The 14,475-nt window shown below is 68.1% G+C and carries 13 protein-coding genes; 2 read left to right on the top strand and 11 right to left on the bottom strand.

What is annotated here, in order from left to right:
* Window positions 1-27: 27 nt before the first annotated feature.
* The 4 genes from J4E04_RS22040 to dprE1 are packed head-to-tail and all read right to left on the bottom strand — an operon-like array spanning window position 28 to window position 5,805.
* Window positions 28-1,743 carry a 6-pyruvoyl-tetrahydropterin synthase-related protein gene (locus J4E04_RS22040; protein WP_490149629.1) on the bottom strand — a complete coding sequence of 572 codons (1,716 nt, stop codon included), beginning with the start codon at window positions 1,741-1,743 and terminating at the stop codon, window positions 28-30.
* The gene (locus J4E04_RS22035; RefSeq protein ID WP_490149628.1) at window positions 1,740-3,629 is read right to left on the bottom strand and encodes a galactan 5-O-arabinofuranosyltransferase; all 1,890 of its coding nucleotides are present in this window, start codon (window positions 3,627-3,629) and stop codon (window positions 1,740-1,742) included. Before J4E04_RS22035 ends, J4E04_RS22040 begins: the two co-directional genes overlap by 4 nt.
* Window positions 3,630-3,637: 8 nt before the next feature.
* Window positions 3,638-4,402 carry a decaprenylphospho-beta-D-erythro-pentofuranosid-2-ulose 2-reductase gene (gene dprE2, locus J4E04_RS22030; RefSeq protein WP_027507284.1) on the bottom strand — a complete coding sequence of 255 codons (765 nt, stop codon included), beginning with the start codon at window positions 4,400-4,402 and terminating at the stop codon, window positions 3,638-3,640.
* Entirely contained in the window at window positions 4,399-5,805 is a 1,407-nt protein-coding gene (gene dprE1, locus J4E04_RS22025; RefSeq protein ID WP_056443121.1) for a decaprenylphosphoryl-beta-D-ribose oxidase, read from the bottom strand. The genes dprE2 and dprE1 overlap by 4 nt, the downstream gene beginning before the upstream one ends.
* A 47-nt stretch (window positions 5,806-5,852) precedes the next feature.
* Between dprE1 and J4E04_RS22020 the strand changes: the two genes are divergently transcribed.
* Window positions 5,853-6,314: a GtrA family protein gene (locus tag J4E04_RS22020; protein WP_082544389.1), complete on the top strand. Its 462-nt coding sequence runs from the start codon at window positions 5,853-5,855 to the stop codon at window positions 6,312-6,314.
* Here the strand turns inward: J4E04_RS22020 and J4E04_RS22015 are convergent.
* Together J4E04_RS22015 and rfbA are read right to left on the bottom strand one after the other, a co-directional pair.
* Complete coding sequence (locus J4E04_RS22015; RefSeq protein WP_222641408.1) at window positions 6,311-6,868, bottom strand: dTDP-4-dehydrorhamnose 3,5-epimerase family protein; 558 nt, start codon at window positions 6,866-6,868, stop codon at window positions 6,311-6,313. The genes J4E04_RS22020 and J4E04_RS22015 overlap by 4 nt on opposite strands.
* Window positions 6,865-7,740 carry a glucose-1-phosphate thymidylyltransferase RfbA gene (gene rfbA / locus J4E04_RS22010; protein WP_056443128.1) on the bottom strand — a complete coding sequence of 292 codons (876 nt, stop codon included), beginning with the start codon at window positions 7,738-7,740 and terminating at the stop codon, window positions 6,865-6,867. Before rfbA ends, J4E04_RS22015 begins: the two co-directional genes overlap by 4 nt.
* A gap of 57 nt (window positions 7,741-7,797) precedes the next feature.
* Between rfbA and rfbB the strand changes: the two genes are divergently transcribed.
* Window positions 7,798-8,802, top strand: coding sequence for a dTDP-glucose 4,6-dehydratase (rfbB, locus tag J4E04_RS22005; protein ID WP_056443132.1), 1,005 nt, complete (start codon window positions 7,798-7,800; stop codon window positions 8,800-8,802).
* Here the strand turns inward: rfbB and J4E04_RS22000 are convergent, their stop codons facing one another.
* Genes J4E04_RS22000 through J4E04_RS21980 form a run of 5 tightly spaced genes read right to left on the bottom strand, consistent with a single transcriptional unit; the run spans window position 8,803 to window position 14,435 of the window.
* Window positions 8,803-9,651 carry a glycosyltransferase family 2 protein gene (locus tag J4E04_RS22000; protein ID WP_222650539.1) on the bottom strand — a complete coding sequence of 283 codons (849 nt, stop codon included), beginning with the start codon at window positions 9,649-9,651 and terminating at the stop codon, window positions 8,803-8,805.
* Window position 9,652: 1 nt separating this feature from the next.
* Entirely contained in the window at window positions 9,653-10,126 is a 474-nt protein-coding gene (locus J4E04_RS21995; RefSeq protein WP_231476428.1) for a GtrA family protein, read from the bottom strand.
* Window positions 10,127-10,186: 60 nt separating this feature from the next.
* A complete protein-coding gene (locus J4E04_RS21990) occupies window positions 10,187-11,128 on the bottom strand; it encodes an NAD-dependent epimerase/dehydratase family protein (protein WP_056443141.1) in 942 nt (313 codons plus the stop codon).
* Window positions 11,125-12,150, bottom strand: coding sequence for a glycosyltransferase (locus J4E04_RS21985; RefSeq protein WP_056444213.1), 1,026 nt, complete (start codon window positions 12,148-12,150; stop codon window positions 11,125-11,127). Before J4E04_RS21985 ends, J4E04_RS21990 begins: the two co-directional genes overlap by 4 nt.
* 38 nt (window positions 12,151-12,188) lie before the next feature.
* Entirely contained in the window at window positions 12,189-14,435 is a 2,247-nt protein-coding gene (locus J4E04_RS21980; RefSeq protein ID WP_490149627.1) for a hypothetical protein, read from the bottom strand.
* Window positions 14,436-14,475 lie beyond the last annotated feature (40 nt).

Below are 14,475 nucleotides of genomic sequence, written 5' to 3'. Positions count from 1 at the left end.
GACCCGCCCCGCCAGAATCCGCGACCGTCAGCGGACGTCCCACACGTACGTGCCGTCGATCTCGGTGGCGGTGCGACCCAGCAGATCGTCGACGGTGTCGCGCAGTGCGTCCTGGTTCTCGGTCGGGGGCAGCATCACCACGGCGGCATCCCAGAACGCGAGGTCCTCTCGCGCCGTGCGTCGCTGATCGTCGTTCAGTGTCGGGACGACGCCGGTGCGTCCCGCGGTGCCGAGCAGCTTCGCGGTGGGTCGATCGATCGCGCCGTACTTCGCCTCCCCGTCCGGTTGTCCGCTCGGTCCGACGAAGTAGCCACCGGCGATGCGGTACTCGAGCCCGGTGTCCACCTGCCAGCGCAGCGCCGCGGCGGTGCCGGGATTCGGGACCGGCACGGTGACGATCGATCCCGGGTCGTCGGTGTCGACGTACTCGCGCCACGTCCCGTCCGCCAGGAACGACGGGGTCTCTCCCCGGTCGGCCGTCGGCAGCGGTGTCGGTGCGAGGGGGACGAGTGCGACGGCGAGAGCGCCCGTCCACACCACGGCGACGCGGCGCGACGCGGGTGCGGTCAGGACGTGATCGGTGACCATCGCGATCAGCAGCGCCATGGCCGGCACCGCGGCCAGTACGAACCGGGTCTCGAGGACGGACTGCAGGAGCGGGATCCGGTCGAGGTACTCGCCGGGCAGGGCGATGCCGGTCTCCGTCCCGTCGACCACGAGGGCGACGCCCAGTGAGGCGACGCCGAGGATCAGGATCGACACGAAGGCGGCCACCGCGATCGGACGGCGGCGCAGCACCACGGCGGAGACCACGACGAGAAGCAGCAGCGGGATGCCGAAGTACGCGTTCTGCTCGGTGGGGTTCAGGGCGACGTCGTCCATCGGAAACGCTGCACCCCAGAGCGACTGGGGCGGGAACCGGACGAGTGACACCAGATCGTTCCCGGGCAGATTGTGGTCGAGGTAGCTGTAGTGCTGTCGCCCGCGGAACTGCCACCACAGGGGTACCGCGACGAGCACCGCTGTCAGCAGTGCGGCACCCAGCACGGGCAGGGCCGCGTGCCGGACCATGGGGACGAACCGGCGCGGCCGGAACACCCAGTACAGCACCGTGAACAGGGCGACGGCGACCGCGAAGACGAGGAGCGGCTCTTCGCCGAGCATCACCTGCCACGCCACCAGGAGACCCAGGACGACGGCGTGACGGCGACGGCGAGTGTTCTCCGCGTCGGCCATTCGGACGAGCAGATACAGGATGAACGGCAGCACTCCGAGCACGACGAAGTTGGGGTGGGCGTTGGCGTGCGAGATCATGCCCGGCGCGAACCCGCAGAGGAGCCCGCCGAGACCCGCGGCCGCACGTGACCGGATCACGGTGCGAGAGAACAGGAAGTACCACCCGTAAGCGGTGGTCGCCAGCCCGAGCGTCAGGGCGAGGGTGAACGTGGCCGCCGGTCCGAAGGCCAGAGTGATCGGTGTCAGAGGTACCGACAGGCCGAGCATCGCGGTGTTGGCCATCATGTTCACGCCGTCGGGCGCGTTCTGCAGGTCGGAGAAGAACGGGTTGTCGAGATGGGTGACCGAGCGGGCGGTCACGGCGAAGAACCACTCCCACATGGTCTGGTCCTGGCCGCTGAAACGGAGGTACTGCGACTGCAGGTGCTGCCACTGGTTGTGCAGCACCAGCACGGACAGCAGCGTGTAGACGGTGGCAGCGAGGAGGTCCGCCCGGCGGGCGGTCACGTGCGCACGACGAGGACGAACGGACCGATCTCGCGGATCTCGAACCGAGGGTCGTCGAACAGCGACTCGGGGTAGGAGACGGTGTAGCGGCGCACGTTCGGATCGTTGGGGTACACGTCCTCCGCGAGACGCAACGTGTAACCGTCGGCGCCGCGACGGAAGAGGAACGCGTCGGGGGCGCGCCACGGCAGGGCATCGAGGGCGGCGATCAGTTCGTCGCTGCTGCGCAGATCGCTCCACGACTCGATGGCGTCGGCGCGGGCGGCGAACTCGGCGAGCGGGTTCGCGTAGTGCGACGTCAGCCCCTGGAACCCGAAATACGGGTGGTACGCGAGGAACGTCGTGTCCGAGGTGAGCAACACCGTGTCGGTCCGCGGACCGGGCCGCGCCTCCTGGAGTGCCGCGTCGACCTCGCCGTAGTACGACACGGCGCTCGGTGGTCTCTGATCGGCACGGACGCCGTCGCCGTCGGTGTCCGTGTACGCCACCGTGATCTCGTTCTGCAGGACGTGGGGGATGTCCTGGGCGAAGGCGACGGCGCCGACGATCCCGACCGCGACGGAGACGGTTCGGACCCGGGGCGACTCACTCGCCACCAGGTAGAGCGCCCGAGCGCCCTCCAGGAAGCCGAACACGCCCGCGGCGCCGAGGATCAGCACCAGCACCGCCTCGAGTCGGAAGCCGAGCAGGGTGGTACCCGCGACAGTGGCGAGCATCGACAGCAGGCACCACCCGTAGACGGCGACGACGCCGAGACCCAGGGCCTGCGCACGGCGAGAATCACGGACTCGCACCACGATCCACAGAGTGCCGACGAGGCACAGGGCGCCCGTGAGGGTGAACTGCGCCATCGGGAAGGGCAGCTCGGACCCGGACTCCGGCAGGTAGTGCAGAGCGGTACCGCTCTCCGCCGTGCTGCCCGTCAGCGACGCGAGCAGGTACGGCGCCCAGACGGTGAGCGCGAGCAGCCCGGAGATGCCTGCGATGACGACGAGGCGAAGTGCCGGGTCGAGCAGTACTGCGAGGGAACGGTTCTCCCGATAGCGCAGCACCGCCGCGACCACCGCCATGAGCACGACGGTGAAGGCCGCGATACCGAGATAGAGGGTGTAGACCGTCGCGGCGACACCGAGGAACAGGCCGGTGCCGACGACGGCTCCCCATCCTGCGCCGCGTGTCGACCCCGGGCGATGGAGTGCACCCCACGCGAGGATCAGCGCGGGCGGGATCATGACTGCGATCGTGGCGCCGTAGGCCTCGGGTGAACCGTAGGCCAGCATCAGGGCCGTCACGCCGAGCGCGGCCAGTACTGCCAGGTCCGCCCGAACGAGACTGCGCCACAGCACGAGCGAGACCACGGCGGCGACGGCGAGGGACGCGATGGCGTAGGGCTTGTAGGCCTCCCACCCGGCAATACCGAGCGCGTCCGCGACCCGGCCACCGACCCAGAACCACCCCGCGGGGTAGTACGGCGGGAGGTCGGCGTAGGTCATGTCGGCCAGTGCCGGCGAGTCGGTGAGGCGAGTGAGGTACTCGGTGCGGAACTCCTGATCCACCGAGATGCCGAACAGGTACAGCTTCGTGGCGGCCAGCGGCATGCCGAGTGTGACGGTGACGAATCCGGAGAGGCCGATCCACGACAGCAGGGTCGCGACACGGGGGGAGCGGCGCAGCCGGAGCATCACCACCGACGCGGCCAGCACCGCGAGGGCAGCCACCTGCCCGACCGTCGCGACGGCGCGAGTCACGTTGGAGGAGTTGAACGCCGGCCACTGCACCAGGGAGAAGGCGTACAGACCGACGGCCGCCACCGCGGCCGCGACGACTGCCGCGGCGACGGCCTCTGCGCTGGTACTCAGAGCCGTCCGCATGACTCTGTTCGGCATGGCCCTGCTCAGATGGGGAGTTTGCGGAAGATCGGACGCGGGACGTGCCGCAGCGCCATCATGACGAAACGGAAGGGCCCCGGAGCCCACACCAGATCCTTGCCCTTGCGGGACGCGGACACGGCCAGTTTGGCGATGTCCTCCTTGTCCACCGTCAGCGGCGCTTCCTTGACGTGCGCGCTGAACTTGGTGCGCACCATGCCCGGACGGATGACGGTGACGCGAGGACCGAACTCGCGCAGGGCTTCCCCGAGACCGAGGTAGAACCCGTCGAGTCCGGCCTTGGTGGAGCCGTAGACGAAGTTGGAGCGCCGCACGCGCTCGCCCGCGACGGAGGACATGACGATGATGCGACCGAAGGCCTGCGCCTTCATCTTCTCGCCGAGGAGCACACCCACCGACACCGACGCGGTGTAGTTGATGTTGGCCGTGAGCACGGCCTTGTTCTGGTCCTGCCACAGCAGTTCCGGATCGAAGTCCACCGCGAACGCCACGATCGCGACGTCGACGTCGCCCTTCGACCAGGCCTCGTCGATGACCTTCGGGTGCGACGCTGTGTCGAGCGCGTCGAAGTCGATGACCTCCACGGACTTGGCGCCCTTGGCCGTCAGCTGAGCGACGGCCGCGTCACGCAGGGGATCGTTGGGCAACGCCGCCAGAATCACGCGAGCCGACGACGTCGAGAGGTACTCCTCGGTGATCGCGAGGCCGATCTCGCTCGTGCCACCCAGTACGAGAATGGTCTGCGGGTCGCCCACAGCATCGATCGTCACAGCAGTTCCAACCTTCTGGCCATATCCGAGGCGAAGACGCCTGTGGGGTCGACGGATCGCCGAACGGCGATCCACTCGTCGATGCGCGGGTACATCGCGTGGAACGTGTCCGCGGACGTCCGGGAGTCCTTGGCTGTGTAGAGCCGTCCGCCGAACTCGAGCACCCGCCGGTCGAGGTCCGCGACGAACGCGCCGAGACCCTCCTTGATCGGGAAGTCGACGCAGACGTTCCAGCCCTCGATCGGGAAGCTCAGTGGCGCTTGGTTTCCCGGCCCGAAGAGCTTGAAGACGTTGAGGAACGAGTAGTGCCCCGAGCGCTGGATGTCGTGAATGATCTTCTTGAACTCGCCGACGGCCTGCGGCGGCACCACGAACTGGTACTGCAGGAATCCGGCCGGGCCGTAGGCCCTGTTCCACTCCCCGAACATGTCGAGCGGGTGATAGAACTGCGTCAAGTTCTGCACCTTGCCGCGGTAGGTACCCGACTTGCGGTACCAGAGCTCGCCGATGGGTCCGAACGTGTACTTGTTCGCGAGGCCGTTGGGGAACACGTCGGGGAAGGTCAGCAGCGGCTTCGCGCTGAAGCGCAGCGGATCCTTCTGCAGCTTCGCCGGCAGCTGGTCCAGGGTCGCGAGCGATCCGCGCGACAGCGCCGCACGTCCCAGCTTCGGCGGACCCGAGATGGCGTCGAACCAGGCGCTCGAGTAGTCGTACCGGCTCTCGCTGCCGTCGCTGTGGATCGCGATGGTCTCGTCGAGGCTCGCCGTCACGTCGCCGTCGGCGATGAAGTACGCGGTCTCGGTCGGCGTCATCTCGATGGTCGCTCGCAGGATGATGCCGGTCAGGCCGTTTCCGCCCACCGTGGCCCAGAACAGCGGCGCGTCGTCGCCGTCGGGCGTGATGTGGCGGACGGTGCCGTCCGCGAGCAGCAGCTCCATCGAGCGCACGTGATTGCCGAAGCTGCCAGCGCTGTGATGGTTCTTGCCATGGATGTCACACCCGATGGCGCCGCCGATGGTCACCTGACGAGTGCCGGGGAGCACGGGGACCCACAATCCGAACGGCAGTGCCGCACGCATCAGCTGGTCCAGGCTCACTCCACCGTCCACATCGACGATGTGCGTCTCCGCGTCCATCGAGTGGATGCGGTTCAGTGCGCTCATGTCGACGACGAGCCCGCCGCCGTTCTGCGCGTTGTCACCGTACGAGCGGCCGAGTCCGCGGGCGATGACGCCGCGCCGCAGATGGGACGGCTTGCTCTCGTTCTGCTCCGCGACCCGGAGGACGGCGGCGGCCACGATCTCGGGATCGGACGTGGTCAGCACCTGCGCCGTGGTGGGCGAGGTACGTGCCCACCCGGTGAGGGTGCGCGCACTGGTGGGTGGCAATTCGGTGATGGACATCGTTCGTCAGGTTACAGGCAGTGAGAGGGCCAGTACGCTGACGCTCTGTGTCATCAGACGATCACCAGCGCCTTCCTCTGCCCGTCGAGATCCCCGTCACGGAGAACACCGCCGACGACGCGCTGGATCTGCGGACCCAGATCGTCCGGTTCCTCGTCACCGGGGTGCTGTCGGCTGTCGTCGACTTCTCCATCACCATCGCGCTGCAGTACGGCCTGGACGTGCAGCTCTCGCTGGCCAAGGCCGCGGGATTCGTCGTGGGCACCACCGTCGCGTACCTGATCAACCGGCGCTGGACGTTCGCGGCACCGCCGTCGCGGGCGCGGTTCGTGGCCGTCGTCGTCCTGTACGCGGCGACGTTCGGTGTCCAGAACGTGCTGTACACGCTGTTCGGGCACCTGTGGCCCGAGACGATCCTCTACAGCGCCGCGGCGTTCGTCATCGCGCAGGGCACCGCGACGGTGATCAACTTCGTGGTCCAGCGAGCGGTGATCTTCAAGTTGCGCTAGGCCCAGTCCTTGAAGGCGGGTGCCGCGGCGTCCTTGTCGGAGAGTTGGTAGGTCAGGGGTGTGCCGTCGCGGCCGTGGGTGGGCCAGTCGATGGCGAGGTCGGGGTCGAGCGGGTGGATGTCGCGGTCCGCTCCGGGGGTGTACTCGAGGCTGCACAGGTACATCACCGTGGAGTGGTCCTCGAGGGAGAGGATCGCGTGCCCGAGCCCGACGGGCAGGTACACCGCGCGGCGGTCGACGTCGTCGATGAGCACCGAGTCCCAGGTGCCGTACGTCGGTGAGTCCTTGCGGAGGTCGACCACGACGTCGAGGAACGCGCCGCGGGTGCAGGTGACGTACTTGGCCTGCCCGGGTGGGTCGACGGTGACGTGAATCCCGCGGAGCACACCGGCGGCGGAGACCGAGCAGTTGGCCTGCAGCAGTTCCAGGGGGTGCCCGACGGCGGCGGTGAAGGCGGAATCCTTGTGCCATTCGAAGAACACGCCGCGGTCGTCGCCGAACTGGCGGGGAGTGAATTCGAACGCCCCGGGGACGCGCAGTTCGCGGAAGCTCACGGTCGGTGTCCTCTCTCGAGCAGGTCCAGCAGATATGCCCCGTATCCGGACTTGAGCAGTGTCTGCGCGCGGGCGCGCAGGTCGTCGTCGGTGATGAACCCGCGTCGCCACGCCACCTCTTCGGGGGCGCCGATCTTGAGGCCTTGGCGCTGTTCGATGGTGCGCACGTAGTTGGAGGCGTCGAGGAGCGATTCGAAGGTGCCGGTGTCGAGCCAGGCGGTGCCGCGGGGCAGCACCTGCACCTGCAGGGTTCCCGCCTCGAGGTAGTGGCGGTTGACGTCGGTGATCTCGTACTCCCCGCGGGCGGAGGGGGCGAGGTCGCGGGCGATGGCGATGACGTCGTTGTCGTAGAAGTACAGCCCCGGCACCGCGTAGTTCGACCGCGGGTGCGCCGGTTTCTCCTCCAAGGAGAGGGCGGTGCCGCGTTCGTCGAACTCGATGACTCCGTATGCGCTGGGATCGGAGACCTCGTAGGCGAACACCGCGCCGCCGTCGATGTCCCCGAACCGGCTCAGCTGCGTTCCCAGGCCGGGGCCGTAGAAGATGTTGTCCCCCAGCACCAGCGCGGCGCCCTCGGTGCCGATGTGCTCGGCACCCAGCACGAACGCCTGAGCGAGGCCGTTGGGTTCGTGTTGCACCTTGTAGGTCAGCGAGATGCCGAACTGGGAGCCGTCACCGAGCAGCCGCTGGAACTGCTCGGCGTCCTGCGCGGTGGTGATGATCAGGATGTCGCGGATCCCGGCGAGCATCAGCGTGGTCAGCGGGTAGTAGATCATCGGCTTGTCGTAGACGGGCACCAACTGCTTGCTCACGCCCTGAGTGATCGGATGCAGCCGCGACCCCGTGCCACCGGCCAGAATGATTCCTCGCATGATGGTCGAGTCTTTCAGACTGCGCTTCGCGCCGCTCTCCCACGTAAAGTGCCGCCCATGAGAATGCTCGTGACCGGCGGCGCCGGGTTCATCGGCGCGAACTTCGTGCACCTGACCGCCCGCACCCGCCCCGACATCGAGATCACCGTCCTCGACGCCCTCACCTACGCCGGCAACAAGGCCTCCCTCCAGCCTGTCGCCGACCGCATCACCTTCGTCCACGGCGACATCACCGACACCGCCCTCGTGAACCGCCTCGTCGCCGACACCGACCTCGTCGTCCACTTCGCCGCCGAATCCCACAACGACAACTCTCTCGGCGACCCCTGGCCGTTCGTGCACACCAACATCGTCGGCACCACCACCCTCCTCCAAGCGGTCCGCACCCACGACGTCCGCTACCACCACATCTCCACCGACGAGGTCTACGGCGACCTCGAACTGGACGACCCCGCCCGGTTCACCGAGAACACCCCCTACAACCCCTCCTCGCCGTACTCCTCCACCAAGGCCTCCAGCGACCTGCTGGTGCGAGCCTGGACCCGATCCTTCGGCGTCCGCGCCACCATCTCCAACTGCTCCAACAACTACGGGCCCTACCAGCACGTCGAGAAGTTCATCCCCCGCCAGATCACCGGCGTCCTCACCGGCATCCGCCCCAAGCTCTACGGCGCCGGACTCAACGTCCGCGACTGGATCCACGTCGAGGACCACAACACCGCCGTCTGGACCATCATCGACAAGGGCGCCCTCGGCCAGACCTACCTCATCGGCGCCGACGGCGAGGTCGACAACCGCACCGTCGTCGAGACCATCCTCGAACTCTGCGGCCACGACAAGGCCGACTTCGACTTCGTCACCGACCGCCCCGGCCACGACCTGCGCTACGCCATCGACAGCACCCGCCTGCGCACCGAACTCGGCTGGACACCCCGCTACTCCGACTTCCGCAGCGGACTCGCCGCCACCATCGACTGGTACCGCGACAACGAATCCTGGTGGGCGCCGCAGAAAGCCGCGACCGAAGCGGCCTACGCATCGGCCGGCGAACGGACGCTCTGATCAGACGGGTTCCGGCGGCTGGTGCGTGATGCGCCGCCGCAGCAGCACGTACACCGCGCGGCGCAGGAACGACGTCACGAGCGCGCGAGCATTACCGATACGAACGTCGTTCTCGGACAGTAGGTCCGGGTAGGCCGCGCGCAGTTTCCGATGGAATCCCGCGGCCTGCCCCGCCTGTTCCCGCGCCAGGCGCACGCTCCACTGCCCGGCATTGATGCGGAACGCCGCGAGCGACGAGCGGATGGCCACCACGTCACCTGTGAGTGCGACCTCCGTGAAGGTCGCCTGATCGATGAGGAACGGGTGGTCGTTGTCCCACCAGCCGATGTCGGCGAGGGCGTCTCGTCGCATCAGGACGCATCCCGGCTCACCGAAGATGTTGGAGCCGGCGAGCACCGCGGTGCGTGCGGCCGTGCGTCCGTCGACGAGGCCGGACAACTTTCCCAGGCCACGCGTGGCGATGATGGTCTTGCCGGCGGCGTCGACGAGCGTGCGTTGCGACGCCACCAGGACGGCCGACGGGTGCGCGTCGAACGCGGCGACCTGGTCGGCGATCGACGTCTCGGTGATCGTGTCGTCGCCGCACACGAGTTTGATGAGCTCGCCCGTGGCCAGTCGACTCACTCTGTCCCAGTTGCGTTTCGCGCCGCCGCCGGCCTCGGTGTGCTCGACGCGGATGCGATCGTCGTCGTAGCGGGCGATGACGTCGAGGGTGGAGTCGGTCGACGCGTGATCGGCGATCACCAGCTCGAAGTCTCGGTAGGTCTGACTCAGGATCGACTCGATGGTCTCGCCGATGAAGTCGGCGTTGTTGTACGCCGGGACCACGATCGACACGCGGGGTGCCATGTCAGGAACCTTTCACCGAGGACGAGCGCTTGAACGAGAAGTCGCGGTAGCCGAAGAAGCTGATGCAGGCGGTGAGCAAGGTGATGACCAGCTGGGACGGGATGGGTGCGAATCCGAGTACCGAGACGGCGACGGTCATCGCGGCGAGGTTCACCGCGAAGGCCCCGGAGTTGACCACGACGAACCGCCAGAAGTCGCGAAGCACGTGTCCCCGCACCCGGAAGACCAGGTAGCGATTCGTGCAGAACGCAGTCAGCACGTTGCACAGGTACCCGAGCACGATCGCGGCGTGATAACCGAGCGTGTCACCGATCGCGAGCTGCCAGACGATGAACCAGACGGTGCCGAGCACCGTGTTGAAGCCGCCCACCAGGAGAAAGACGAGTCCTTGGTTGCCCATCAGGCGGAGGAGCGGGCCGACCGGCTGCGCGTCCACGACGACACGGTCGTCGTCGGCAGGTTGATCGGCGGTCACCACGGCAGTGTCTCAGCAGCGTTCACCGTGGCACAAACTCGCGGACCCGCTCCGGGTTCGTCACCCGCGGTGGCCGGCGAGGAGCGAGGAGCGGATGGACTCCAGCGTCGAGGCGATGCCGGCGGGCAGCGTGCGGTGAGTCCTGCGATCGATCTCGGGCCAGACGGTGGATCGAAGACGCAGGTCACGGCCCTGGAGCGAGGACAACGGGGAGGCGGCCTGGACGACGAGCGGTCGCCGACGGAAGACGGACCTGCACGCGCCGAGAATGGCGCCGATGGTGACGGCATTCCCCGAGGCGAAGATCTTGGTGACGGGCTCCGTGCGCTCCCGCGCGGCGACGTCCAGGGCGTCCGCCACCATCTCTGCCGCATCGGAGATGTAGAGGTAGTCGCGCAGGGTGTCGATGGGCACATAGATCGAGATGGGTGATGCCAGTAGGTACCCGCGGCACAGGTGGGAGATGAGTCCCTGCGGCTTCGACAGGTTCTGTCCCGGTCCGTACAGGTTGGCGAAGCGGCCGACCACCACCGACGCATCGGTGCGTCGACCGAAGTCCACCGCTCTCTGCTCGGCGCGTAGCTTCGCGTGGCCGTACTCGCCCAGCGGCGCGACCGCGCTCGACTCGTCGTGCGGTGCGTCGGGCGTGCCCGCGTAGACCCCACCGGCGGACGACGCATGAAAGACGGTGACAGGCTCCGGCCTCGGGACCGCATACGACTCGAGCTGTGCCAACGCGTGCGCGAACAGGTCGTTCTCCCGGTCGAAGGCCGCGCGCGGCGTGCCGTTGACGCCTGCGCCCGCACACCACACGACATTGACGCGGCGTGCGTCGGAGGTGGCCACCGCTCGCGCGCGAGAGGTGATCACGGTGCGCGCCGCGTCCTCGTCGAGCCACGGGATCGTCTCGGTCACCACCCGGTGCCCACGACGGGCGAGTTCGGCGGAGACGGCCGAGCCGAGAAGTCCACCACTCCCGACGACCCAGGACAACGTCGTCACGAGAGGTCGGGGTTCTCGGCGTCCCGGTTCTCGGCGTCCGGGCTCGGGGACACCCGGTCGGCCCGACCCAGTGGCCCGGCAGCCGGATCGCCCACGATCAGATAGGGAGGCTTTCCCATCGCGGTCTTCACGTTGACGCCGACGTACTCGGCGACGACGCCGAGAGAGAACAGGGTGGCCCCGAATCCGAACAGCAGGACGACCATGGTGGACGCCCAGCCGCGGACCTCGGTGTCCGGGTCGAAGAACGTGTACACGACGAGGAGATAGGCGACCAGGACGAGGCCGAGAACGGCGAACACCACCCCCAGCACGCTGACCAGACGCAATCCCTTGGTGCCGCTGGAGAGGACCATGCGCCAGAAGTGGGACAGCAGGGTCCGCAGGTTGTAGCCGGAACGCCGTCCCTGTTCCTCGCGCAGCGTCACCGGGCTGGTGGTCACACTGCCGGCGATCCACCCGAGTGCGACGTCGAGGTACGCCTCGGATCCGGCGTAGGCGGCCACCGACCGTCCGACCTCGCCCACGACCATGCGGAAGCTGCTGTACTGCACGGTGTTCTCACCGGCCAACGCCTTGGCGATGAGCCACTTCGAACCCTTGCTCGTCGCGTTTCGCCACAGTCCGTGCGGGGCGGCGTTGGTACCGCGGGCGTAGACGACCGAGGCCTGCTCGTCGAGTGCGGTGTCGAGAAGTCCGCCGATGTCGGCGGGATCGTGCTGCCCGTCCTCGTCCATCGTGACGATCCACTCGCCGCCACTCGAGGCCATGCCCGCGAGCGTCGCGGGGTGCTGCCCGAAGTTGCGACTGAGCCAGATTCCGCGGACGAACGAGTGACGGTCCGCCAGGTCTCGGATGACGGCCGCGGATCCGTCCGGGCCGTGGTCGAACACCAACAGGACCTCCTCGACCACCGCGAGTCGGCGACCGGGGGTCAGAAAGGGCCGGGTGAGGGTCTCGAGCTCGTCGGTCAACGGGCCGAGGGTCCTCTCACCCTGGTAGACGGGAACGATGACCGAGATCCGGTGCGGAAGCTGATCGTCAGTCACGAGAGCCGACCCTATAACGCAGAGGGGCCGGTTGCCGACGAGCGAGCGGCCGACGACTGCGGTCGCGCGGAGAACCGTCGTCGGACGTCGAGCACGACGAGGCCCAGCAGAACGACGATTCCAGCGCCCAAGGCAGCCAGTCCGAGCCGAAACCCGGGCGGGCGGAAAGTCAGCTCGAGATCGGCGTCGGTGGTACCCGGGGGCAGGTCGACGTAGAGGAAGGTGTCGCCCAGCCCCTTGGTCTGCAACGGCTGTCCGTTCAGCGTGGCCGTGTATCCGGGCCAGGCGAGCCTGGCGAAGACCACGCTGCCGCCGGCGGCGGAGCTCACCCGCAGGCTCTCGTCGACGTCGCTCGAGCGCACCGGCTCGACGTCGGCGTTCACCGTCGCGGACACGGTGCCCTCCTGCGTCGACACCGGCCCGTCGACCCGTTCGAGGACGGCGACCTGGTCGGACTGCGGTCGTGGGACGTCGACCCAGCGCCATCCGGGAGGAACCGGCAGCTGCCGCCACATCGGGTACTGCGCCTTCTGGACGACGACGCGGTCGAGCAACATCAGATCCGCCGTGGTCCGCCCGGTGTAGACGTCGGGACGGAACACGTTGCGGTACGCATCGGGGCAGGTGGTGCCCTCGTAGGCGACGCACAACAGTTCCGAGAACGCCTGGTGGCCGACCGGCGTGTAGGCGCTGACGTAGTTCAGGTCGAGCACCTTGGCGTAGTTGCCGTACACCTGCGCACGCCAGCGATCCGTGGCGTCCTCGGGCGATCTGTCGGACAGGGCCCGATCGCCCAGTTGCAGCGTGGTCCCGGTCCAGTCCGGGAACTCCGCACGCGCCTCCTGCTGAGACGACGGAAAGTTCCACTCGCTCAGAACGGGCCGGTAGTTGTGGATCTGGTACAGCGCCACGGGAATGACAGACACCATGAGCAGCGCGGTGGCGGCGGTCGCCCTGCGCGCGCGGAAGACGGCGACGACGAGCCCGCCGAGAACGACGACGAAGAGGACGGACAGCAGGTGTCGGCCGGCCAGTTGCGGTCCGGACGACAGCGCGCGGATCAGCAGGACGCCCGTGATGACGCCGGCGGCGGTCAGTCGGCCGCGCAGACCGCGCAGGGTTCCGAAACGGCTCAGCAGAACTGCGGCGATGATGAGCAGGGCGGCAGCGACGAAGGGCAGCAGTCGTCCGGGCCAACGGATCGGCCCGATGTCGGACGGCCCCGCGGTGTACAGGAGCAGGGCGCCGAGAACGATGAGGGGACCGGACAGTTCGCGCACGACCGTCGGCACACGGCGCCAGTCGACGAATGCCACAGCCGGGACGAGGAACCAGGCGATGTAGGTGACCGGGGCCATGGTGGTCTCGCCACTCCACGACTCCATGCTGGTCACCGCCGACGGCAGGCTCGCGCTGAAGGTCTCCGACCAGGGGACCACGAGGAAGTTGTCGTTGAGGGTTCCCTCGGCGCCCGAGCGCCAGGTGACGCCCGAGGTGAGGACGCCGGGGAGGAACGTGACGGCGCCGCACAGGGCGGCGGCGATCGATACGGCCCCGAGTCGGATCACCGGCATCAGGACGCGCGCACGCAGGTACTCGCCGATCATCACCGCGCCCGCGGCGACTCCGGCCATGAGGGCCGCGTGGACGTACCCCACGCTGATGGCGAGGTAGAGAAACGCGAAGACCGGTAGCGGACCGGAGGTGCCGCGGGCATAGCGCACGGCACTCGCCCAGGCATTGATCACCCAGGCCATGCCGATCAGCGATGTCACCCAGGACGGCTGCTCGAAGAAGAGGGTGAATCCCGCGAACGGCGTGGCAGTCGCAGCGACCGCCGCCCAGGAGGGCCTGGATCCGTACTCGAGAGCCACGCGGTAGACGCCGATCGCCAGCACCACGGCGAAGAAGATCTTGACGACGGCAGCGAGCAGTGCCAGGTCGTCCACCGACGGTGAGATGAGGTTGACGATCATCTGCACGGGATTCCAGAGCCCACCCTGGCCCTCGACCGGGTAGTTGCCGGCCATCCACTGGGTGGTGACGAGGGGGAGGAACTGCCCTTCACGCAGCAGTCGGCCCAGAGCCAGCCAGTTGCCCACCGCGCCCGACTCGGTGTCGTCGAGGTAGAAGAAGCGATGGTCGCTCACGAGGATCGCGACGAATCCCAGCACCACCACCACACCGGATCCGAGACCCCAGGACCAGCGCTCTCGACGGGACGTCTCGACCGAGGTCACGACAGGCGTGTGCGTCACACCGTCCTCGCTTCCTGACCGACACGTCGTTCCCCGCAAG

This window comes from Rhodococcus sp. NFXS4, assembly GCF_058139645.1.
This window is presented reverse-complemented; position numbering and strand designations above follow the sequence as displayed.